Consider the following 21,632-nt stretch of genomic DNA (forward strand, 5'->3'; position numbering starts at 1 on the left):
AAGGGCTATACGCACGGCATGGAAATGTTCTCGGCCATTGACGCTGCGCACCGCGCCTTCATCGCGAAGCAGCCCGTCTTCTTTGTCGCCACCGCCGCTGCGGGGGCGCGGGTCAACCTCAGCCCCAAGGGCATGGACAGCTTCCGCGTGCTCGGCCCCAATCGCGTCGCCTATCTCGACCTCGGCGGATCGGGCAACGAGACACAGGCGCATCTCGTCGCCGACGGCCGCATCACGATCATGTTCTGCGCGTTCGATAATCCCGCGCTGATCCTGCGGCTCTATGGAACGGGCAGCTTCACCATCGCGGGCGAGCCGGGCTATGACGATCTGGCAGGTCAATTCCCCGCGCTCGCAGGCGCGCGGCAGGTGTTCGATATACGAGTCGACAGCGTCCAGACCAGCGCCGGCTGGGGCGTCCCGCGCATGACGCTCGATCGTCCACGCGACACGCTCGTCAAATTCCACGCACAGCAGGACCCCGACGCCCGCCTCGCCGTGATCGCCAAGCGCACGCACAGCATCGATGGCTTGCCGGTGCGCGTCCAGACGATCCTGCCCGCCTTCGATCCGCTCGAAATGACCAACGGGCGATGAGTCTGGTCGAGGTCGGTCGGTTCGCGCGCAACGAAGCCTATATCGTCGTCGGACGGCTCGAGTCCGAAGGCATCATGGCGCTCGCGCTCGACGGCAATGCGAGCATTGCCGATGGCAGCCAGTTCTTCATTCCGGTCCGCGTGATGGTGGATGACGACGATGTCGACGCGGCGCGGGCTATCCTCGCCAAATCTGCCTGATTCTTAGGCAGCGGTTCGCAACTGCACAAAAATTTACGATGCGGTAATCGCCCCTGGCGCGGCGGTACCGCGGCAGATGGTCGTTTCACGTCTGGCACGGCTTTTGCGAGATACCCCCCAGGACCAATAACCAGGGGGGTTCTTGCGTGAAGCTCGTCATTGCCATCATCAAACCTTTCAAGCTCGACGAGGTGCGCGAGGCGCTGACCGAAATCGGCGTCGCCGGAATGACCGTTACCGAGGTCAAGGGTTTCGGGCGCCAGAAAGGCCAGACCGAAATCTATCGCGGCGCCGAATACAGCACCAACATGGTCCCCAAGATCAAGATCGAGGTCGTCTGCGGCTCCGACCTCGCTGGCAAGGTCGTCGAGGCGATCCAGGCCTCGGCCAACACCGGCGCGATCGGCGACGGCAAGATCTTCGTGCTCGATGTCGGGCAGGCCGTCCGCATCCGCACCGGCGAAACCGACGAGACGGCCCTGTGAGCGCCGCGAACGACATGCAGGCTGTGAGCGCCGCGAACCATAGTACCCGCGCAAGCGGTCTGAAGGGGGTTGCAATGAATCGATCAACCAAATTGGGTCTTGCCGGGCTCGCCGGCGTAGCGCTGCTGACCGCGCTCCCGGCCTGGGCGCAGGCGCCCGTGGCGGCCGCCGCCAAGCCGTTCGTGCCGACTGCGGCGATGGTCAACAAGGGCGACACCGCCTGGATGCTGACCTCGTCGGTCCTCGTGCTGATGATGTCGGTGCCCGGCCTCGCGCTGTTCTACGGCGGCCTGGTCCGCACCAAGAACATGCTGTCGGTGCTGATGCAGGTCTTCATGATCGTCTGCATCGCGGCTTTGGTGTGGGTCAGCTGGGGCTATTCGATGGCCTTCACCGGCGGCTCGCAGTTCGTCGGCGGGTTCGGCAAGCTGTTCCTCAAGGGCGTCGACGCCAATTCGCTCGCGGCGACCTTCTCGAACGGGGTGTACATCCCCGAATATGCCTATGTCTGCTTCCAGATGACGTTTGCATGCATCACGCCCGCTCTGATCGTCGGCGCGTTCGCCGAGCGCGTGAAGTTCACGCCGTTGATGGTGTTCATGGTCGCCTGGATGACAATCGTCTATTTCCCGATCGCACACATGGTGTGGTATTGGGCGGGCCCGGATTTCCTCCCCAACGCGCCGACCGACTTCGGCTTCCTCTACGGCAAGGGCGCGCTCGATTTCGCTGGTGGCACCGTGGTGCACATCAATGCCGGGATCGCCGGGCTCGTCGGCTGTCTCGTGATCGGCAAGCGCGCGGGCTTCAACAAGGAGCCGATGCCGCCGCACTCGCTGACCATGACGATGATCGGCGCCAGCCTGCTGTGGGTCGGCTGGTTCGGCTTCAACGCCGGTTCCAACCTCGAATCGAACGGCCTGACGGCGCTCGCCTTCATCAACACCTTCGTCGCGACGGCAGCAGCCGGCGTGTCGTGGGCGGTGATCGACCAGATCAAGCACGGCAAGCCGTCGCTGCTCGGCGCGGTAACGGGCGCAGTTGCCGGCCTCGTCGCGATCACCCCGGCCTCGGGCTTCGCTTCGCCGATGACCTCGATCATCCTCGGCCTGCTCGTCTCGCCGCTCTGCTTCTTCTTCGTCACCACGGTGAAGAGCTGGGGCAAGTATGACGACTCGCTCGACGTGTTCGGCGTGCATTGCGTCGGCGGCATCTTCGGCGCGCTGGCGACCGGCGTGGTCGCCGATCCCAAGCTCGGCGGCCAGGGCTGGGTCGATTACACCGCCGCGGTCGCCAAGCCCGGCGTGTACGACATGGCGACCCAGCTGTGGACGCAGGCCGAAGCGGTCGCGATCACGCTGGTCTGGTCGGGCGGTGTTTCGGCCGTGCTGTTCCTGATCCTCAAATACACCGTCGGCATCCGCCCTTCGCAAGAAGTCGAGCACGAAGGCCTCGACATCTCCGAACATGGCGAGCGCGCCTACAATTATTGACCAGATTGGGGGGCGGGCCCCGAACGATCCGCCCCTCTCACGACGTTCCTCCTGCGGACGACCTAAGGCCGGTGCGGCAACGCACCGGCCCTTTTTTATGTCTGCGGCGGGGTCGCGGTCATTTGGTGCGGAAGCTCTGCCCGTGCGGTGTCGCCGATGAAGCGCGCCCACACGCCGCCCGGGCGCCAGATCGCGTCGAGCGCGGGGCGCGCCTGCGCTTCGTCCCAGCCGAGCACCTCGCACCGATAGCGATAGAGGAAGGCCGAAACGCGCGCGTTGACGATGCAGTGGACGTGCACCGGCCGCGTGCCGTGATCCGCCATCGCCGCGCAGAAGCGCTCGAAATCGGCCGTGGTCGGCGCATCGAACACGACCGGGATATGGATGTAGCGCATCCCCAGCGCGGCGACCGTGGCCGCTTCGTCGGGCAGCGCGCGCGGATGATCGTGCAAGGCGAGATTGATGACGTCGCGCACGCCCAGCGCTGCGATCGCGGCGAGCTGTTCGCCGCTCGGCTGGCCCGATGTCGTCAAGTGATCGTCGAGACGATACCAGTTTGGAATATCGATTGGGTCGCGCATGCGGGCTCCTTTCAAGCGGGGGTGCCCAGGCGAGCGGCGGCCGGGTCCGCGCTCCACGATGGTGCCCCACCTGCTTCGCCAGTCACGCGAACACGACGATCCTAGTCGCGCGGGCCCTTGCCCTCAAGCGGCTCGTCGGTCGTGACGGCGTCCGTGTCGCGCGGCTTCGCACGCAGCCGTCGCGCGGCGAGCGCGGCGCCGAGCAGGAAGCCGCCCGGCACCAACACCACCGCCGCCGTCAGCGCGACCCGATTCCAATCCTTGCGGTCCATGCCGCGGCATCTAGCCGATCAGGCGAGGTCCGCGGTCACGAAATCGGCACAACGTTCCCCGATCATGATCGACGGCGCATTGGTGTTGCCCGAGACGAGCTTGGGCATGACCGAGGCATCGGCGACGTAGAGGCCCTCGACCCCGCGGACGCGCAGCCGCGGGTCGCACACCGCATCCTCGTCCGATCCCATCCGCGCGGTCCCGACCGGGTGATAGACGGTATCGGCGCGCGCGCGGATCAGCCGCTCGAGCGCGTCGTCGTCGCGCAAGTCGATCGGATAGCGATCGCGGCCCTGATGGTCGCTGAGTGGTGGCGCCTCGAGGATGCGATACATCGCGCGGACGCCGCGCATCATCGTCGCCATGTCGCGCGGATCGCTGAAGAACGCCGGGTCGATCAGCGGAGCCACGCGCGCATCGCTCGAGGCGAGCCGCACTGTGCCGTGGCTTTCGGGCCGCAGCACGCAGACGTGGCACGAATAGCCATGCCCCGGCACTTGCGTGCGGCCGTGATCCTCGAGCGCGGCGACGACGAAGTGGAGCTGGACGTCGGGCGCGGGGGCGTGCGGATCGGTGGTGAGGAAGGCGCCCGCCTCGGCGAACGGGGTCGTCATCATCCCCTCGCGCTTGCGCAGCCACTGGAACAGCGCGCCCGCCATATCGAGCTTGCCCTTGAGCGAATTGCCGACGAAGCTCTTGCCCGGCGTCTCGAAGGCCGCGACATAATCGATATGATCCTGCAAGTTCGCGCCGACCGCCGCGCGATCGACCCGCACCGTTATGCCCTGCTCGCGCAGATGCGCGGCCGGTCCGATCCCCGACAGCATCAGGATCTGCGGCGTCCCGAACACCCCGGCCGCGAGCACGACGGCCTTGCGTGCGCGGATCACCTTCGACTCGCCACCCTGCAGATAGGCGACGCCCCACGCGCGCCCGTCCTCGAACAGCACGCGCTCGACGGTGACGCCGGTGAGCACGTGCAACGCCGGATTGTCGGGCGCATCGCCCAGATACGCGCGTGCCGAGGTCCAGCGCTCGCCACCCTTCTGCGTCACTTGATAGAGCCCGATCCCCTCCTGCCGCGCGCCGTTAAAATCGTCGTTGCGCGGGATCTGCAGCGACGCGCCCGCCTCGACGAAATCGCGGCTGCCGGGATTGGCGTGGTGCTGCTCGCTCACCCAGAGCGGGCCATCGCCGCCATGATAGGCATCGCCGCCACGGACATTGTGCTCGCTGCGCTTGAACCACGGCAGCACGTCGTCATACGACCAGCCGGGGCAGCCGAGCGCCGCCCAATTGTCGTAATCCCATTTGTTGCCGCGGATATAGATCATCGCGTTGATCGCGCTCGACCCGCCGAGCCCCTTGCCGCGCGGTTGGTGCCCGCGCCGGCCGCCGAGGCCGGCTTGCGGGACGGTCTCGTAATTCCAGTTGGTCTTGTCGGTCTGGAACGCGAGGAACGCCGGAATGCGCGTGCGGAGCCCCGTGTTGCGGCCCCCCGCCTCGAGCAAGGCGACCGAGAATTTCCCGCCATCGCTCAAGCGCCCGGCCGCCGCCGCGCCGCCCGAACCGCCCCCGATGACCACGATATCGGCTTCTTCCACGCGCTCTCTCCTGCTCGCGGCGCTTTAGCGCGCCTTTGTATCGCTCGATCGCCACTGCGCCTTGATCGTCTCGGACGTGTCGCGGCTGCCGTCGTGGCTCCACCCGGGCGGCATCACCAGATAGCCGAGCTTGGCACGAAGCCCCGGCGCCCGCCAGACGTCTTGCGCGATCCCGATCCATTCGTGCGTCGCGGCCCATAACAGATTGAACGAGCCCAAATTCTTGACGATCCCATAGCGCGGTCGATCGTCGGCGCGCTCAGGCTCGAAGGTGCCGAACAGGCGGTCCCAGACGATGAAGACCCCGGCATAATTGGTGTCGAGATAGCGCGGATTGGTCGCGTGATGGACGCGGTGGTGCGACGGCGTGTTCATCACCGCCTCGAACCAGCGCGGCATCCGGTCGATCATCTCGGTGTGGATCCAGAACTGATAGATCAGGTTGAGCCCCGCGACGAACACCAGCATCGCCGGCGGAAAGCCGATCAACAGCAGCGGCAGGCGGAAGATGAAGCCCAGCGAGACGAAGCCCGTCCAGGTCTGCCGCAGCGCGGTCGACAGATTATAATGCTGGCTCGAATGGTGGATGACATGGCTCGCCCAGAACCAGCGGACGCGGTGGGCCGAGCGGTGGAAGACGTAATAGAACAGGTCGTCGAGCACGAAGGCGAGCACGAACCAATACCAGGCATAGCCGATGTCGAAGAGCCGGAATTGCCACACCCAGAGCGACAGCGCGAAGACCAGTCCGACCGACAGCGCGCCGGCGACGGTGCTGCCCAGGCCGAGCGCAAGCGACACGAGCGTGTCCTTTGGCTCGTAACGCGTGCGATCCTTGATCCGCGCGACGATCATCTCGGCAAGGACGAGCGCGATGAAGCCGGGGACGGCGTAGTGGACGGGATCGGGCAGGCCCATACGCACTGTTTACACCAGTGTCAGTGGGATCCGTAAAGAGCCAATATCGCGCGGGCGGTTAGTGGTACGTCGTACCGCGCGTGACGCTGTCCTCGATCGCGCGGACATCGGCTTCGAGTACGCCGAACAGCAGCACCGCGCCGAACTGGCGTTCGCCCGTCTCGACGCGCACACCCTCGATCGCCTGGGTGAGCCGCAATGGTGCGATCAGCCTCCGGGCGGCGACCTTTGCACCGTGGCGTTTCAGCAGCGCAAGCGCCCCGTTTCCAGCGACCAGCGCGGCATTGCCGTCGGTTCCGATCACCGCCCCATGCGCGACGAAGCCGGCGAGCATCTGCTCGGCGGTCTCGCGTGCTTGCGCCTTGCTCGAAATGCGCGCCTCGCCGAGTCGCATCCAGCGCGCCACCAGCGCCAGGCCGAGCACGCCGGCGACGCTTAATCCAAGTTGCGTCCAGTCCATCGCCTTGCTGTCACGCAGGCGTGGAAAGCGCGTCGAACAGCGGGCGAAGTCCGGTGAGATCGTATCCGGCTGCGGCGGCTTTCGTCATCGCCGTATCGGGATGCATGCCGCCCTTGACGACCGCGAGCGCCCAGAGGTTGCACGAGCGCGTTCCCGAGCGGCAGTATGCCAGCACCGGACCCTTGGCCTCGGCCAGCACCGCCGCCATCGCGTCGATCTGCGGGTGCGAGAAGCCGGCGTGCGTCACCGGGATCGCGGTGTAGGTGAGGCCAGCGGCCTCGGCGGCGGCGGCGATCTCGGCACCGCTCGGCTGGCCCATATCCTCGCCATCGGGGCGGTTGTTGACGATTGCGGCGAAGCCCGCGGCGGCAAGCTCGCCCATCGCGTCGGGCGAGATTTGCGGAGCGACCGCGATGGTCGGATCGATGGTGCGGAGGATGGTCATGGGCTTGCTTCTAGCTCGCGCGGCAGCGCGGCGGAAGCGGCAGATTCGGTTCGCGCGGAGGCGCGGAGGGAAAAACGGCGGGCGAACGCGCTGTTACATCAAACGGCCCGCGCGCGACCGGGAAACCGTAGTCTTTTCCCTGCGCCTCAGCGCCCCTGCGCGAACAAATTTTCACGCAAAGCCGCGAAGACACGAAGAAGGGGAGTGATGATCCCGCCGCCTATCGCTTCGCGCCTTCGCGTGAAACTCGAGCGCTCAGAACCGTCGCAGGACCCCGAGAAACGCCTCGCCATAGGCCTCGAGCTTGCGCGCGCCGACGCCGGTGATGTGCCCCATCGCCGAGAGCGACGAAGGCCGCGTCGTCGCCATCTCGCGCAGCACCGAATCGTGGAAGATGACGTAAGGCGGCACGCTCGCCTCGAGTGCGAGTTCGCGGCGCTTGGTGCGCAACGCCTCGAACAGCGGTTCGCCGGTCGGGTTGGGCACGCTGCCAGCGCTCCCGCGCCGCCGCCGCTCGCGCTTGGGCGGGACGATCAGCGCGACGTGTTCGCCCTCTTTCAAGATGCCGCGGGCGCCGGGGCCAAACTCCAACCCGCCGAAATCGTTCGCGCGCAGCGCGTCGCGCAGCAGCAGCGCCCGCCCGACCGGCTTGATCAGCGCGGCTTCCTCAGGGCTAGAGGCGATCCCGAATACGCCGAGCGTCTCGTGCCCGTTCATCAGGCTGCGCTCGCTCGACTGGCCCATCAGGACTTGCTCGATATAGCCCGCGCCAAAGCTCTGCCCCGTGCGAAAGACCGCGGAGAGGAATTTCCTCGCCACCTCCGTCGCATCGACCGCGGCGGGCGGGTTGAGACAATTGTCGCAATTGCCGCAATTCTCGGGACTGTCGTCGCCGAAATGCTTGAGCAGGATGCGCCGCCGGCATCCGGCGGTCTCGGCCAGCGCGCCGAGGGCGGCGAGCCGCTGGCGCTCGCCCGGCTGGCGCGCCGGCTCGACCTCGCCGATCCGCTGGCGCGCGCGTGCGAAATCCTCGGCGCCCCAAAACAGATGCGCGACCGCAGGATCGCCGTCGCGCCCCGCGCGGCCGGTTTCCTGATAATAGCTCTCGATCGATTTGGGGAGCCCGGCGTGGGCGACGAAGCGCACGTCGGGCTTGTCGATCCCCATTCCGAACGCGACCGTCGCGCACATCACCATGTCTTCCGAGGCGACGAAATCGGCCTGGTTCTTCGCGCGGACATGCGGATCGAGCCCGGCATGATAAGCGCGCGTCGGCCGTCCGGTCTTGCTCAGCGCCTCGGCCATCTTTTCGGTGCCGGCGCGGCTCTGCAGATAGACGATGCCTGCGCCGGGGGTCTCGGCGATCAGGTCGGCGATCTGGCGCGTCGCATTGTCCTTCGGCGAGATGCGATACTGGATGTTGGGCCGGTCGAACCCCGCGACGATCATGCCCTCGTGCGGGATCCCGAGCTGCTCGAGGATATCCGCGCGCGTCACCGCGTCGGCGGTCGCGGTCAGCGCGAGCCGCGGCACATCCGGGAATGCGTCGAGCAGCGGTCGCAGCAGGCGGTAATCGGGCCGGAAATCATGCCCCCATTCGGACACGCAATGCGCCTCGTCGATCGCGAACAGCGCCAACGGCGCACGCGCGAGCAACTCGCGGAATGCGCCGCCCGAGGCACGCTCGGGCGCGACATAGAGCAGGTCGAGCTCGCCGCGGCGGAAGCGCGCGATCGTCTCGGCTTGGTCGTTATCGACCGAGGTCAGCGTCGCTGCGCGGATCCCGATCGCGGTCGCGGCGCGCAGCTGGTCGTGCATCAGCGCGATCAGCGGAGAGACCACGACGCACGTGCCCTCAAGCACCACCGCGGGCAATTGATAGCACAGCGACTTGCCCGCGCCGGTCGGCATTACCGCAAGCGTCCGCGCGCCGGCGAGCACACGCTCGACCACCGACCCCTGGACGCCACGAAACGCCGGGAAGCCAAAGGTCGATTGGAGGACGGGGAGGGGATCGATCATTTACGCGAAACCAAGAATAAGAAGGAGAGCCTGATCGACACGCTGCATGTCGGTCTCGGACAAACGGCCGATCACTCGGCCAAACTGCTGGTGATCCACGGTCACCAAAATGTCGACCGCGACGTCTGAAATCGCTTCAAGGCCATTCTGCGCGTCGGGCAAGACCCTCGGGCGAAGGTCGCGTGCCTCCCCTCTCGCGGTCTGGCATAATGCCACGAGACGATGCGGCGTATCGCCAAAAGCGTCACCCTGCACGACCAAGACCGGGCGAGGCTTGCCGCCATAGCCGCTTCCCGTCGCAGCACTCCAGATTTCACCCCGCTTCACGATCGAGCTTTAACGCTCTGTTTCGCGGTCGAGGCGTTCGAGCACGACGTCGGTCATCGCGCCAGCGAACGCCATCGCTTCGCGGTCATCCTCGACATGCGCCCACAACCACTCTCGCGTCTTGCGGGCTTCCTCCTGAAACTCCGGCGTCGTCGTGTCCGGCAACCAGAAAGTCTTCGGCCGCAACCCCTGCGCGCGGAGTGCCGCGCGGCGCTTGGCGACGCGCTCGGCGCTGGTCATCGGTCGCTCCATGCCCATCGCTTAACTCCTTCCATCGAGCGTTACATGTAACGCAGACCCCCCAAAATCACAAGATGTTTACCCCTTGTTCTTGCGTGCGGGCGCGTTCCCGGTGCAAGCGGACGCACATGGAAACAGTCCGCGACAACAAGGCCGAGCAGGAATTCGAGCTGACCGTCGGCCGCCACCGCGCGGTCGCGGCGTATCAGATGGAAGGCGATACGATCGTCTTCACCCACACGCTCGTGCCCAAAGCGGTCGCCGGGCATGGGGCCGCGACCAAACTGGTTCGCGCCGCGCTCGACAGCGCGCGCGACCGCGGGTTGAAAGTCATTCCGCAATGCCCGTTCGTCGCCGCCTATATCGACAAGCATCCGGAATATCGCGATTTATTGTGACGCTGCCGTGGTTTGGCCCCAATCTGCGGCAAGATCGAGCTGAACTCGAACGGGGCAGCCGACCATGATGATCCACCTTCGCATGCTTATGGGTTGCTCGATCCTGGCGATCGGTCTCGGCGCGGCGGCACCCGATCCCGTCTATACCGTGCGCGACGATGGCATTGTCTCCGCGAGCGTCGGCGGAGCGCAGGGCACGCTGCGCATCGACCCGGGTGCCCCCGCGCTCCCGATCCTGGCGAAACCCTATGCGCTTCGCGCCGGACTCAAGTCGGGCATGTTCGGTCTCCATTACAAGGTTGGCCCGAGCGGGGTACACGGCGTGACCGCGGTGACGCGCCTGATCGTCGACGGAATGGAGATCCGGCGGCGCGTCGGCTGGTTCGACACGCCCTATGCGACCGGCGCCGATGGCGTGATCGGGCCCGGTGGCCTGCCTGCACCGGTGGTGCGCTTCGAGCTCCATGCTCCGCGCCCAGGCGAGCGAACGCTCGACCTCCCGCTCGTCGACGGCGGCGCGCTGATCGGCAATTGGGGCGGGCTGTTCGGCGAGATCATCGTCGGCGGCGTGCCGATGAAGGTCCGCTTCGATCTGCACCACCGCCTGTCGCTCGCCAGCGCCGGGGCAGCACAGCGCATCGCTGTGGCACAGGGGGGTGCATTGACCGGGCCGGTCGATCAGGCCGAGATCGCCTTCGGTATCACGCGGCCGGTCCGGCGTATGACGCTCACCACTCCATTCGTGATCGGGCCGATGGCGCTGAACGCTCTGCACGTGCGCGTATCGGACTATGGCAATGCGGCGACCATCCGCGATGCCGACGTGACCCCCGATCCCGAAGAGATCATCGTGACCGGCAAAGCCAAGCGTGATCCGTCGCGCGACCGCCTGTCGATCGGCCGTGATGCGCTCGAGCAATGCTCGTCGATCACCTTCGACAAGCCTGCCAAGCGGATCCGGCTGAGCTGCCTCTGACGCTTATTCCGCGGCGAGCGTTTCCTCGGCGCGTTCTTGCGCCTGGCGGTTCCACATCTCGGCATAGAGGCCGTCCTTGCGCAGCAGCGCAGCGTGGCTCCCGCGCTCGACAACTTGCCCCGCCTCGAGCACGACGATCTCGTCGGCGTGCACGACGGTCGACAGGCGATGCGCGATGACGATCGTCGTGCGCCCGCGCTCGATCGCCTGGAGCGTGTCGAGGATCTCGCCCTCGGTGCGGCTGTCGAGCGCCGAAGTCGCTTCGTCGAGGATCAGCACCGGCGGGTTCTTGAGCAGCGTCCGCGCGATCGCGACGCGCTGCTTCTCGCCGCCCGACAGCTTCAATCCGCGCTCGCCGACGCGCGTGCCATAGCCCTGCGGCTGGCGTTCGATGAAGCCGGCGATCGCCGCCCCGCGCGCGGCAGTCTCGATCTCGTCCTGCCCCGCACCCTCACGGCCATAGCCGATATTGTAGCCGATCGTGTCGTTGAACAGCACGGTGTCCTGCGGCACGATCCCGATCGCCGAGCGCAGCGACGCCTGCGTCACCTGGGCAATGTCCTGCCCGTCGACGGTGATCCGCCCGCCGGTGAGATCGTAAAAGCGGTACAGCAACCGCGCGAGCGTACTCTTGCCCGCGCCCGACGGCCCGACCACGGCGAGCGTCTTGCCCGCCGGGATATCGAGGTCGATCCCCTTGAGGATCGGCATCCCCTTGTCATAGCCGAAGCGAACATTCTCGAACCGGACATGCCCGCGCGCCACCACCAGCGGCGGCGCGCCGGGCGCGTCGACCACTTCGGACGGCGTATCGATCAAGTCGAACATCGCGCCCATGTCGATCACGCCCTGGCGAATCGTGCGATAGACCATGCCGAGCAGGTCGAGCGGCCGGAACAGCTGCGACAGCAAGGTCGAGACGAACACCACGTCGCCCGCCGAGAACGCCCCACGCCCCCAGCCCCAGGCGACGAACGCCATCCCGCCGCCGAGCATCACATTGGTGATCAGCGCTTGCCCGACGTTGAGCCAGGCGAGCGAATTCTCAGACGTCACCGCGGCGTTGGCATAAGCCGCCATCGCCGCGTCGTAGCGCTTCCCCTCGCGCTCCTCCGCGCCGAAATATTTCACCGTCTCGAAATTGAGCAGCGAATCGACCGCATGGCTGACCGCGCCGGTGTCGAGATCGTTCATCCGCGTGCGCAAGGCGGCGCGCCAATCGGTCACCATCCGCGTTAACCAGATATAGGTCGCCACCATCACCACGGTCGCGGCAACCAGCCCCCAGCCGAAGCTCGAGCGGAAGATGTTGAGCACGAGGACGAGTTCGAGCACCGTCGGCGCGATGTTGAACAGCATGAAATAGAGCATCGTATCGATGCTCTTCGTCCCGCGCTCGACCACCTTGGTGACCGCACCCGTCCGCCGCTCGAGATGGAAGCGCAGCGACAATTGGTGGAGGTGGCGGAACACGCTCGCCGCCAGCCGCCGCGTCGCATCCTGCCCGACGCGCTCGAACACCGTGTTGCGCAGATTGTCGAACAAGGTCGTCGAGAAGCGCGCCCCGGCATAGCCGAGGACGAGCGCGATCACGATCCACACCGCGCCGCGCTGCCCCTGCGCCATCCGGTCGACCGCCCATTTCAGCGTGTAGGCGCTGGCATAGACCTGCGTGACCTTTGACGCGATGACGAGCAGCATCGCACCGACGATGCGCAGCCGGAGAACCGGCGCATCCTTCGGCCACAGATAGGGTACGAAACGCCGGAGCGTAGGCAGCATCGGCCGTTCGGGCGTGGTCGAGGTGGTGGCTGTATCGGGGGGCATCTGTCCTTCATGTAGGCGCAGTCAAGCGCGACCGAAAGCGTCTCATGGAACAAGCAAGGCAGTTCGTCGGTTTTTGCTACGAACGGAGACGGTTATGGACCCGCTTTTCTACGTCATGGCGATCATGGGATGCGGCGACGGCAGCTCGGCCTGTCAGCAGGCGCGCGTCGAACAGGTGCAATATCGTTCGATCGGCGAATGCCAGCGCGCAATGCCCGCAGCGCTCGCACGCAACAGCGATGTCGACTATCCCGTAGTGACCGCATCGTGCCGCGCAACGGGCGAGCGCATGGCGCAAACCAAGGCAAGCGTGACGCGCGGATGATCGCCATCGCGCGATAGCCTGCTATAGCCCGCACGACAGGGGCGCGCCGTGCGGAAATTGACTGCAATCATCGTCGGAAGCTTGGTATCGCTCGCGCTCGTTGCCGCGATCGAGAGCCTTAGCGCGACGCTGTACCCCGTTTCGGGCGACATCGCCGCGGCCGACCGCGCGACGCTGCTCGCGATGATCGACGGGATTCCGCTCCCGGCAAAACTCATCATTGTGGCAGGATGGCTGATCGCCCCGTTCGCCGGGGTCTGGCTGTGCCTGCGCATCGGGGACTGGCCGATCGGAGGGTGGCTGGTGACAGCCATCTACCTCGCCGCCGCGATCGCCGGGCAAATCAACGTGCCGCACCCTGCGTGGATGGCACTGTGCGCGGTGCTCTTCCCGTTGCTCGGCGCGTGGCTCGCACAGCGTGCTCACCGCAAACCCTATCCCGGTGAGCCCTTGCTCGGATAAACGGGGGTCAGCCCTCCGGGTCGATCGTCCCATTGCCATCCTGGATCGGCAGCGCCCAGCGGATCTGCTCGCGCAGCAACGATTCGAGGTCCTTTGCACCGACGACATGCGCGGTCGCGCGTTTGCGCAACAAGGCGGCGAGCAGCGAAGCGCGGCTGTCGGGCGCTTGTGCGATGCGTCCGCGCGACAGGGCTTTGGCGAACTGGACGGAGAGCGCGGTCATCGAATCAAGGCCTTTATCCAGGCCCGTGACCTAAGCTTGCAGACGTGCAGAACGTCTCACCGAAAGGGGTTAGCGCCGCCTTCAGCGTTGCGCGGACGAGTCCAGAGCGAGCGATCACGCGGCGACGGAGGATAGGCCTGCGCGCGGCGTCGCGCCGCGAAGTATGCCTTGCCGATCATCGCGAGCTTCGCCGCGCTCGACGTCGTCACGCGACCATCCCACGCGCGCGGCCCCAACGCCGCGACACCGCGCGCGATCGCGCCATAGATGTCGGCCGCCGCCAGCACCGCCCAGGCCGAACGAAACGACAGCGTCGGAGTGCCGTGGCGTGCGCTCGCCTCGTAGCCCGCTGCCAGATCCGCAAGCCGCACGCCAAGCACGCCAAGCGCCGCGCGATGTTCGGGGGCAAGCAGCGTGTCGGGGCTCAGGCCCATTTCGTCGAGCCACTCCTGCGGCAGATAGCACCGCCCGGCGCGCGCATCTTCGGCGATGTCGCGCGCGATATTGGCGAGCTGGAACGCCATCCCCAGGTCGCACGCGCGATCAAGCGTGGCTTCGTCGCTCGGCGCGACCCCCATCGCGATCGCCATCATGCACCCGACCGCACCCGCGACATGGTAGCAATATTGGTAGAGATCGGCCTCGCTCCGCGGGCGCCAGCCTTCGGCATCGAGCGCGAAGCCCGCGATCAGATCGTGCGCGAGGGCAGGGGGCAGTGCGGTCTCCGCCGCGAACAGCCGGAGCGCGTCGAACGCCGGATCGCCGACAACCTCGCCCGCCAGCGCAGCGTCGGTCTTCGCTGCGATTTCCGCGAGGCGTGCGGGACCATCGTCGACCCCGGTCATGTCATGGCCGTGATCCTGGCCATCGGCGATATCGTCGCACGCGCGGCACCAGGCGTAGAGCAGCCAGGCGCGTTCGCGCGTCGGCCGATCGAACAGCTTGCTCGCCGCGGCAAAGCTCTTTGATCCGCGCGCGATCGATTCCTGCGCGGTCGCGACGATCGCATCGCGACTGGGCAAGGCGGTGTCGCTCACAAGTCTTTCGCACCGATCTTGGTGATCGTCACGATCGGCTCGTGCGCGGCCATCTGGTCGAGCAGGCCGTCGAGCGCGGTGTCGATCAGCAAGATCCCGTGGTGCTGCGGCCGCAGGAAGCCGACCTCGCCCATATGGCGATAGAAAGCGACGAGATGGTCGTAATAGCCAGCGATGTTGAGCAGCCCGACGGGCTTGGCGTGATAGCCGATCTGCGCCCAGCTCAGCGCTTCCCACAATTCGTCCATCGTGCCGGTGCCGCCGGGCAGATTGACGAACCCGTCGGACAGATCGGTGAACGCCTGTTTGCGCTGGTGCATCGTCTCGACGACGTGGAGCTCGGTCAGCCCGCGATGCGCGACCTCGGCGTCAACCAAAGCTTGCGGGATGATGCCGATCACCTCGCCACCGGCTTCGAGCGCGCTGTCGGCGACTGCGCCCATCAGCCCGAGCTTGCCGCCGCCATAGACGACGCCGATGCCGCGCTCGGCCAGCGTCCGCCCGACCTGGCGCGCGCAGTCGATATAGACGGGATCGGCCGGGGTGGCCGATCCGCAATAGATCGCGAGCCGCTTCATTTTATCGTTCGCCTTCCAGCATTAGCGCCGCGGTCGCCTTGGCGCTGCCCACCACGCCGGGAATCCCGGCGCCGGGGTGCGTGCCGGCACCGACGAAATAGAGGTTCGGGATATGGTCGTCGCGATTGTGCACGCGGAACCACGCGCTCTGCGTCAGTAGCGGCTCGAGCGAATAGGCGCTGCCGAGATGCGCGTTGAGATCGGCCGCAAAATCGTTCGGTGCATAATGGAATTTGGTGACGATCCGCGAATGGATGTCGGGGATCAGCCGCCGCCCGATCTCGTCGAGGATACGCTTTTCGAGGATCGGCCCGATCTCGTCCCAATCGACCGGGAACTTGCCCATGTGCGGGACCGGCGCGAGCGCATAGAAGGTCGACATCCCCTCGGGCGCCATCGACGGATCGGTGACGGTCGGGTGATGGAGATAGAGCGAGAAATCCTCGGGCAGCACGCCGTGATCGTAAATGTCGCTGAGCAGCCCCTTGTAGCGCGGCCCGAACAGGATCGTGTGGTGCGGGATCCCCGGCCACGTGCCCGTGATCCCGAAATGGACGACGAACAGCGACGGCGAATAGCGTTTGCGCGCGAGCGCCTTCCTGGTGCGCTGCGCACTGCGCGAGGATTTGAGCAGATCGCGATAGATGTGCATCACGTCGCCATTGCACGCGACCATGTCGGCATCCTGGTGCCAGCCGCTCGCAGTGGTGACGCCGGTCGCGCGGTCGCCGAGCGTGGCGATGTCGACCGCGGCGTCGCCCAGTCGCAGCACGCCGCCGAGCCGTTCGAAATGCGTGACCATCGCGTCGATCAGCTTGCTGGTGCCGCCCATCGCGAACCACACGCCGCCGTCTTTCTCGAGCTTGTGGATCAGCGCGTAGATCGCGGATGTGTTCATCGGGTTTCCGCCGACGAGCAGCGTATGGAACGACAGCGCCTGGCGGAGATGCTCGTCCTTCACGTAGGACGACACGATCGAATAGACCGAACGCCACGCCTGATATTTGGCGAGCGCGGGCGCCGCCTTGATCATCGCGGCGAAGTCGAGAAACGCGACGTGGCCGAGCTTGCGATAGCCCTCCTCGTATACGCCGGCCGCATAGTCGAGGAACTTGGCATAGCCCGCGACATCGTCGGGGTTGAGCTTGGCGATCTCGGCATTGAGCGCGGGCTCGTCGTTCGAATAATCGAACACCGTGCCATCGGGCCAATTGAGCCGGTAGAACGGCATGACGGGCGCGAGCGTCACGTCGTCGGCCATGTCGCGCCCGGTCAGCGCCCACAATTCCTGCAGGCACGGCGGATCGGTGATGACGGTCGGCCCCGCGTCGAACACGAAGCCGTCTTTCTCCCAGACGTAGGCGCGGCCCCCGGCCTTGTCGCGCGCCTCGAGCAGCGTCGTCTCGATCCCCGCCGATTGCAGCCGGATCGCGAGCGCCAGCCCGCCAAACCCGGCGCCGATGACGATCGCGGTCCGCGCCGGTGCACGCACCGGATGCGAGCTCATGCCTTCACCCCGCCCGGCAGCACGCCGATCGCGCGCAAAGCGCGGCTGATCGGTACCGGCGGCTTGCCGGTCAGGATCCGTGCCTTGTCCATCATCGTCGAGCGTCCTGCATAAAAGCGCCGCACCAGGCGCTGGTCGAGCCGGTAAAAGCGTTCGAGAACACGATAGCGTTCCTCGGGCTCGGCGGCACGAAAGAGCATCTTGTCGAGCATACGGTAGAAGCCGCGCGCCTGCCACGTCCGTTTTGCATAGGCATGCGTCAGCGTATGCAGTCCCTCGCCCGACAGGTCGCGCGCCGTAGCGATCAGCGCGGCGAGCCGCACCGCATCGGGCAGCGAATAGCCGGTCGTCGGGTGGAACAGCCCCGCACGCATCCCGGCCTTGGCGACCTTGTTGCCGCCAGACTGCCAATAGGCCTCGAAATCGCCGCCCATCGTCACCGGCAGGACGCCCGATTCCTCGCGGATGACCGTATGCGTCGCCCAGCCATGCGCCGCGGCATAGGCGCGTACGCGATCGGCGATCGGGTCGGCCTTGTTGCCGCTGCCGGGCTGCGGCCGGTACAGATCGGGGGTGTCGCTGTAATAGGTGTCTTCGATGAACAGCCGGGTCGGCGACAGCGGCAGCGTGTAGACGAAGCGATAGCCGTCGATCTGCTCGACCGTCGCGTCCATCACGATCGGACGCGTGAGCCCGTGCGGCGTATCCAGCTCGAACTCGATCCCGACAAACTTCTGCCAGCCCAGATCGAGCAGCCCGAGATCGCCCGGCCCGCGCGTGTCGATCACGCCCTTGGCCTCGAGCCGGTCGCCGTCGGCGAACACCACTGCGGTCGGTCCCGCCGCGAGCACCTTGCGACCGGTCATCAGCCTGTGTGCCGGCAATTCGGCGCGCAGCATCGCATCGAGCCGCTCGGATTCGATCGAATAATAGGCGCTGTCGAGCGTCCGGCGGTGCGCCGGAAAGGCAATGTCATAGCTTTTCCAGCCATAACTGACGAGCGGCGCGACGATCCAGCGATCGGCATCGCGCACGTCGCTGGCGAAGAACGACCAGAGATGGTTGCCACCGAAGCGATCGGATCGCTCGACGATCCGCACGTCGAGCTCGGGCCGCTGCTTGGCGAGCGCCAGGGCGATCAACCCACCGGCAAGCCCGCCACCGACGATGGCGATGTCGCAGGAGAGAGTCTCTGGCATAGCCATTGCGATAGCCGAAATGTGGCAAGGTGCAAGCGCAGCGGGCGATCGTGGGACACGCCGAAGACGCTGGCCGGTGCGGCGAATCTCCCTGACTTGCGGGGCTGGCTGCGCTACACCGCAGGAATGTTGCTCGCGATCCTCGCCGCCACGCTCGTCATGTCGCTGATCGTCGGCGTGCGCTATCTGATCGTCTCAGGCGCATTCGCCGCGGCAACGCGCGTCAGGCATCCCGGCCTCTACGACGGCCTGACGCCGCAGATCCGTCGCGAGATTGGCTGGAGCCTTGCCTCGGCGGTGATTTACGGCGTGCCGGCGGGCGTCGTCGCCTGGGGATGGCAGAATCTCGGCTGGACGCGGATCTACACCGATTTGCACAGCTACCCCTTATGGTATGCGCCGGTGTCGGTGCTGCTGTACCTGATCGCGCACGACACGTGGTTTTATTGGACGCATCGCTGGATGCACACGCCGCGCGCGTTCAAGCTCGCGCACGCGGTGCATCACGACAGCCGCCCGCCGACAGCGTGGGCGGCGATGGCGTTCCATCCGATCGAGGCGATCACCGGCGCTGTGATAATTCCGCTACTTGTCTTCCTTATTCCCATCAATATCGGCTGCCTCGGCTTGGTCCTCGCGATCATGACGGTTATGGGGGTCACCAATCATATGGGTTGGGAAGTCTTTCCCCGGTTCATGTGGAATGGACCATTGGGGGCATGGCTGATCACGGCCAGCCATCACCAACGGCACCACGATCTCTATCGAGGAAATTATGGTCTCTATTTCCGTTTCTGGGATCGGCTCTGCGGCACCGACAAGGGTGTCGGCGATTTTGTCAAAGCGCATGCGCAGGCTCGCGTGCGTCGGCGGCGCGTCGGCGGTGGTGTTGCTGGCGCTGCCGGGGGCGGTGGCAACGAGTGACCTGTCGGTCGATCTCACCAATCTGCGGTCGCACAAGGGATCGGTCCGCGTCTGCCTGACCGCCGACCCGCAGAACTTCCCCGCGTGCATCGACGATGCTCAGGCCGTGACGCGCTCCATACCCGCGACAGCCGGCAGCTTGCGCTTCGATGGGCTAACGCACGGCGATTATGCCGTCGCGGTGATCCATGACGAGAACAACAACCGCAAGCTCGACACCTTCGCCGGGATTCCGCGCGAAGGCTTTGGTTTTTCTCGCAATCCCGCAGTGAGCTTTGGCCCGCCGCGCTTTGCTGCGGCCCGCTTCACGCTGACAGGTGATGCAGATCGGCAACAGATCAAAATGCGTTATCTGCTCTAGTCTACATTTTCGGACCCAAAGCGTTGCGCGAGCGTTACGGCCCCAAATCCTTAGATTCTGGAGCTACCCCGTGATCGATCGTCGCTTTCTTATATCCGCCGCCACCCTGCTGATCGCCAGTGCGGCCCCGGCGTTTGCGCAAAGCGCGCCGCCCGCCCCGGCGGACAACGACCAGATCGCCGCCGACTTCAACAAGGATTCGGTCACGGTCGGCATCGGTGGCGCTTACCTTCCCGATTATGACGGCTCGAACGAGTATCGCTTCGTGCCGGCACCCGCCGCGATCGGCTCGGTCAAGGGCTTCAACTTCTCGGTGATCGGCAACCGTGCCAGTGTCGATCTGATCCCGAACCGCCCGGGCCAGTCGATCGATCTGCAATTCGGTCCGATCGGCGTGATCAATTTCGACCGCTCGAGCATCAAGAACATCGACGACGTCCGCGTCCGCGCACTCGGCAAGCGCAGCACCGCGCTTGAGCTCGGTGGCTATATCGGCATCGGCAAGACCGGCGTGATCACCAGCCCGTACGACAAGATTTCGGTGTCGGTCAGCTATCGCAAGGGCGTGACCGGCGCGCACAATAGCGGGATCTGGCAGCCGAGCTTCACCTATCTGACGCCACTCAGCCGCAAGGCCGCGGTCGGCATCCTCGCCTCGGCACAGCATGTCGGGCAGGGTTATGCCGACACCTATTTCAGCATCACGCCGACGCAGAGCCTCGCGAGCGGCCTCCCGACCTACGCGGCACGCTCGGGCTGGAAGAACTATTCGGTCGGCGGTTTTGCGACCTATTCGCTGACCGGCAATTTGCTCCACGGCGTAAAGGTCGTCGCCGGCGGTACCTATTCACGGTCGCTGGGGGACTTCTCCTACGCCCCGATCGTTCGCATCGCCGGCTCGCCCAACCAGTGGCTGGGCGCCGTCGGGCTCGCTTACACCTTCTAACCCCGGCGCAATTCAGCGCAGGTTCAGGACCCGCCGTGGAACACATTTCGTGATTTCGCGGCGGGTTTGCGTTTGCGCGCGGATCGTCGGGAATGGCCGACGCTCCAGCTATTCGGGTCTTGCGCCGTCGCGCGTGAGGTGCCACGCCAGCGCCGCACTATAGCGTTTCCAGCAAAAGGGTTCGCCCCAATGACCGACACCGAAGACCAGCTGATCGAGCGCCTCGAAGCCCGCGCCGACCGTCGGAATGAGCGCCGCGAATTCTTCCGCACAGCCCTTGGAGCCGGTGCCGTCGCCGCAGTCGGCGCCGCCGCCGTCGCGGTCGGGACCAGCGCATCGGCGCAGGCGACGTCGGAAACCGACATCCTCAATTTTGCGCTGAACCTCGAATATCTCGAGGCGCAATTCTATTCCTACGCCGTCTTCGGTACGGGCTTGCCCAACAGCCAGCTCACCCCGGGCAGCGCCAGCACGACGACGCAGGGAACGGTCACGGGTGGTCGCCAGGTCAGCTTCAGCGATCCGCTCGTCGCGCAATATGCGCGCGAGATCGCCGGTGACGAAACGCAGCACGTCGCCTTCCTTCGCAGCCAGCTCGGCACCGTCGCCGTCGCGCAGCCCGCAATCGACATCGGCAGCACCGCCACGGGCGCCTTCACGGTCGCTGCACGCGCCGCCGGCCTCGCGACCAATGCAAGCGGCGCGGTCGACAACGTCAACGGCACATTCGACCCGTACGCCAACGACCAGAACTTCCTACTCGCCGCCTTCCTGTTCGAAGATGTCGGCGTCACCGCCTATAAGGGCGCGGCCTCGCTGCTGACGACCAAGGCCTATATCGACGCGGCGGCGGGCATCCTCGCCGCGGAGGCCTATCATGCCTCGATCATCCGCACCGTGCTGTACAGCAAGGGCCTGGCGACGCCGTCGCTGCGCACCGCGGCGGGCGCGATCTCCGACGTTCGCGACAAGCTCGACGGCACCTCCGACGACGATCAGGGCATTGCCTCGGCAGTCGTCGCGAACAGCCAGTTCGCCGCGCTCAACGGCCTGACGGCATCGAACATCGTCCCCACCGGGCTCGACGGCATCGCCTATGGCCGCTCGACGGGCAACGTGCTCAATATCGTCTATCTCAACAGTCTGGCTGTCGCGAAGGGGGGCTTCTTCCCCAATGGGCTCAATGGCACCATCGTGACCAGCACCGCGAATTGAGCCGCCCGA

27 protein-coding genes and 1 riboswitch are annotated in these 21,632 nt (G+C 66.0%); of the genes, 12 read left to right on the top strand and 15 right to left on the bottom strand.

The features are described 5' to 3' along the window. Positions 1–18: 18 nt before the first annotated feature. From ABIB28_RS07700 to ABIB28_RS07715, 4 genes are all read left to right on the top strand, one after another. Positions 19–597 carry a pyridoxamine 5'-phosphate oxidase family protein gene (locus tag ABIB28_RS07700; protein WP_354287576.1) on the top strand — a complete coding sequence of 193 codons (579 nt, stop codon included), beginning with the start codon at positions 19–21 and terminating at the stop codon, positions 595–597. After that, on the top strand, positions 594–797 hold the full coding sequence (locus ABIB28_RS07705) for a putative signal transducing protein (RefSeq protein WP_133191316.1): 204 nt from the start codon (positions 594–596) through the stop codon (positions 795–797). Before ABIB28_RS07700 ends, ABIB28_RS07705 begins: the two co-directional genes overlap by 4 nt. A gap of 146 nt (positions 798–943) precedes the next feature. Then, positions 944–1,282, top strand: a complete 339-nt coding sequence (locus ABIB28_RS07710) for a P-II family nitrogen regulator (RefSeq protein WP_140850681.1) — start codon at positions 944–946, stop codon at positions 1,280–1,282. Positions 1,283–1,356: 74 nt separating this feature from the next. Then, positions 1,357–2,775 (top strand): ammonium transporter, encoded by a 1,419-nt coding sequence (locus ABIB28_RS07715; RefSeq protein WP_354287579.1) that lies wholly within the window; start codon positions 1,357–1,359, stop codon positions 2,773–2,775. A 95-nt stretch (positions 2,776–2,870) separates the two neighbouring features. Here ABIB28_RS07715 and ABIB28_RS07720 read toward each other — a convergent pair whose 3' ends face one another. The 9 genes from ABIB28_RS07720 to ABIB28_RS07760 form a co-directional block, all read right to left on the bottom strand. Further along, positions 2,871–3,356, bottom strand: a complete 486-nt coding sequence (locus ABIB28_RS07720; protein ID WP_354287581.1) for a protein tyrosine phosphatase family protein — start codon at positions 3,354–3,356, stop codon at positions 2,871–2,873. Positions 3,357–3,372: 16 nt separating this feature from the next. Continuing rightward, positions 3,373–3,452: riboswitch (ZMP/ZTP riboswitch) on the bottom strand. A 5-nt stretch (positions 3,453–3,457) separates the two neighbouring features. Further along, a complete protein-coding gene (locus ABIB28_RS07725) occupies positions 3,458–3,628 on the bottom strand; it encodes a hypothetical protein (protein WP_354287583.1) in 171 nt (56 codons plus the stop codon). Positions 3,629–3,646: 18 nt separating this feature from the next. Next, positions 3,647–5,233 (bottom strand): GMC family oxidoreductase, encoded by a 1,587-nt coding sequence (locus ABIB28_RS07730; RefSeq protein ID WP_354287585.1) that lies wholly within the window; start codon positions 5,231–5,233, stop codon positions 3,647–3,649. A gap of 24 nt (positions 5,234–5,257) precedes the next feature. Further along, a complete protein-coding gene (locus ABIB28_RS07735) occupies positions 5,258–6,151 on the bottom strand; it encodes a sterol desaturase family protein (protein ID WP_354287863.1) in 894 nt (297 codons plus the stop codon). A gap of 58 nt (positions 6,152–6,209) precedes the next feature. Next, entirely contained in the window at positions 6,210–6,611 is a 402-nt protein-coding gene (locus ABIB28_RS07740; protein ID WP_354287587.1) for a hypothetical protein, read from the bottom strand. A 10-nt stretch (positions 6,612–6,621) separates the two neighbouring features. Next, positions 6,622–7,056 carry a protein tyrosine phosphatase family protein gene (locus tag ABIB28_RS07745; protein WP_354287589.1) on the bottom strand — a complete coding sequence of 145 codons (435 nt, stop codon included), beginning with the start codon at positions 7,054–7,056 and terminating at the stop codon, positions 6,622–6,624. 255 nt (positions 7,057–7,311) lie between these two features. Next, entirely contained in the window at positions 7,312–9,078 is a 1,767-nt protein-coding gene (gene recQ / locus ABIB28_RS07750) for a DNA helicase RecQ (protein ID WP_354287590.1), read from the bottom strand. Continuing rightward, positions 9,079–9,405 (bottom strand): type II toxin-antitoxin system PemK/MazF family toxin, encoded by a 327-nt coding sequence (locus ABIB28_RS07755; RefSeq protein WP_165954545.1) that lies wholly within the window; start codon positions 9,403–9,405, stop codon positions 9,079–9,081. It abuts the gene before it with no gap. Between the two features lie 9 nt (positions 9,406–9,414). Further along, positions 9,415–9,645: an antitoxin MazE-like protein gene (locus tag ABIB28_RS07760; protein WP_322161588.1), complete on the bottom strand. Its 231-nt coding sequence runs from the start codon at positions 9,643–9,645 to the stop codon at positions 9,415–9,417. A gap of 128 nt (positions 9,646–9,773) precedes the next feature. On the opposite strand from ABIB28_RS07760, the gene ABIB28_RS07765 reads away from it, so the two are divergent. Together ABIB28_RS07765 and ABIB28_RS07770 are read left to right on the top strand one after the other, a co-directional pair. Beyond that, entirely contained in the window at positions 9,774–10,043 is a 270-nt protein-coding gene (locus ABIB28_RS07765; RefSeq protein WP_133191305.1) for a GNAT family N-acetyltransferase, read from the top strand. Positions 10,044–10,110: 67 nt separating this feature from the next. Next, positions 10,111–11,019 (top strand): hypothetical protein, encoded by a 909-nt coding sequence (locus ABIB28_RS07770; RefSeq protein ID WP_354287593.1) that lies wholly within the window; start codon positions 10,111–10,113, stop codon positions 11,017–11,019. Between the two features lie 3 nt (positions 11,020–11,022). Here the strand turns inward: ABIB28_RS07770 and ABIB28_RS07775 are convergent, their stop codons facing one another. After that, the gene (locus ABIB28_RS07775) at positions 11,023–12,846 is read right to left on the bottom strand and encodes an ABCB family ABC transporter ATP-binding protein/permease (protein ID WP_354287595.1); all 1,824 of its coding nucleotides are present in this window, start codon (positions 12,844–12,846) and stop codon (positions 11,023–11,025) included. Positions 12,847–12,940: 94 nt separating this feature from the next. Between ABIB28_RS07775 and ABIB28_RS07780 the strand changes: the two genes are divergently transcribed. Both ABIB28_RS07780 and ABIB28_RS07785 read left to right on the top strand, forming a co-directional pair. Next, on the top strand, positions 12,941–13,171 hold the full coding sequence (locus ABIB28_RS07780; protein ID WP_133191303.1) for a hypothetical protein: 231 nt from the start codon (positions 12,941–12,943) through the stop codon (positions 13,169–13,171). Positions 13,172–13,219: 48 nt separating this feature from the next. Next, entirely contained in the window at positions 13,220–13,633 is a 414-nt protein-coding gene (locus ABIB28_RS07785; protein ID WP_354287597.1) for a hypothetical protein, read from the top strand. 7 nt (positions 13,634–13,640) lie between these two features. Here the strand turns inward: ABIB28_RS07785 and ABIB28_RS07790 are convergent, their stop codons facing one another. From ABIB28_RS07790 to crtY, 5 genes are read right to left on the bottom strand one after another with little or no spacing between them, the layout of a single operon-like run. Then, a complete protein-coding gene (locus ABIB28_RS07790) occupies positions 13,641–13,856 on the bottom strand; it encodes a hypothetical protein (RefSeq protein ID WP_189676500.1) in 216 nt (71 codons plus the stop codon). A 56-nt stretch (positions 13,857–13,912) separates the two neighbouring features. Continuing rightward, positions 13,913–14,893: a phytoene/squalene synthase family protein gene (locus ABIB28_RS07795; protein WP_354287599.1), complete on the bottom strand. Its 981-nt coding sequence runs from the start codon at positions 14,891–14,893 to the stop codon at positions 13,913–13,915. Then, on the bottom strand, positions 14,890–15,471 hold the full coding sequence (locus tag ABIB28_RS07800; protein ID WP_133191300.1) for an LOG family protein: 582 nt from the start codon (positions 15,469–15,471) through the stop codon (positions 14,890–14,892). The genes ABIB28_RS07795 and ABIB28_RS07800 overlap by 4 nt, the downstream gene beginning before the upstream one ends. A gap of 1 nt (position 15,472) precedes the next feature. Then, positions 15,473–16,978, bottom strand: coding sequence for a phytoene desaturase (locus tag ABIB28_RS07805; RefSeq protein ID WP_354287601.1), 1,506 nt, complete (start codon positions 16,976–16,978; stop codon positions 15,473–15,475). After that, on the bottom strand, positions 16,975–18,177 hold the full coding sequence (crtY, locus tag ABIB28_RS07810; protein ID WP_354287603.1) for a lycopene beta-cyclase CrtY: 1,203 nt from the start codon (positions 18,175–18,177) through the stop codon (positions 16,975–16,977). Before crtY ends, ABIB28_RS07805 begins: the two co-directional genes overlap by 4 nt. Before the next feature lie 126 nt (positions 18,178–18,303). Between crtY and ABIB28_RS07815 the strand changes: the two genes are divergently transcribed. The 4 genes from ABIB28_RS07815 (at position 18,304) to ABIB28_RS07830 (ending at position 21,623) form a co-directional block, all read left to right on the top strand. Next, complete coding sequence (locus tag ABIB28_RS07815) at positions 18,304–19,101, top strand: sterol desaturase family protein (RefSeq protein WP_322161572.1); 798 nt, start codon at positions 18,304–18,306, stop codon at positions 19,099–19,101. After that, entirely contained in the window at positions 19,061–19,462 is a 402-nt protein-coding gene (locus ABIB28_RS07820; protein ID WP_502958220.1) for a DUF2141 domain-containing protein, read from the top strand. The genes ABIB28_RS07815 and ABIB28_RS07820 overlap by 41 nt, the downstream gene beginning before the upstream one ends. Before the next feature lie 70 nt (positions 19,463–19,532). Continuing rightward, positions 19,533–20,408 (top strand): MipA/OmpV family protein, encoded by an 876-nt coding sequence (locus ABIB28_RS07825; RefSeq protein WP_354287605.1) that lies wholly within the window; start codon positions 19,533–19,535, stop codon positions 20,406–20,408. A 189-nt stretch (positions 20,409–20,597) separates the two neighbouring features. Then, the gene (locus ABIB28_RS07830; protein ID WP_354287607.1) at positions 20,598–21,623 is read left to right on the top strand and encodes a ferritin-like domain-containing protein; all 1,026 of its coding nucleotides are present in this window, start codon (positions 20,598–20,600) and stop codon (positions 21,621–21,623) included. Positions 21,624–21,632 lie beyond the last annotated feature (9 nt).

The organism is Sphingomonas sp. UYEF23 (genome assembly GCF_040546165.1).
GTDB classification, from domain to species: Bacteria; Pseudomonadota; Alphaproteobacteria; order Sphingomonadales; family Sphingomonadaceae; genus Sphingomonas; species Sphingomonas glacialis.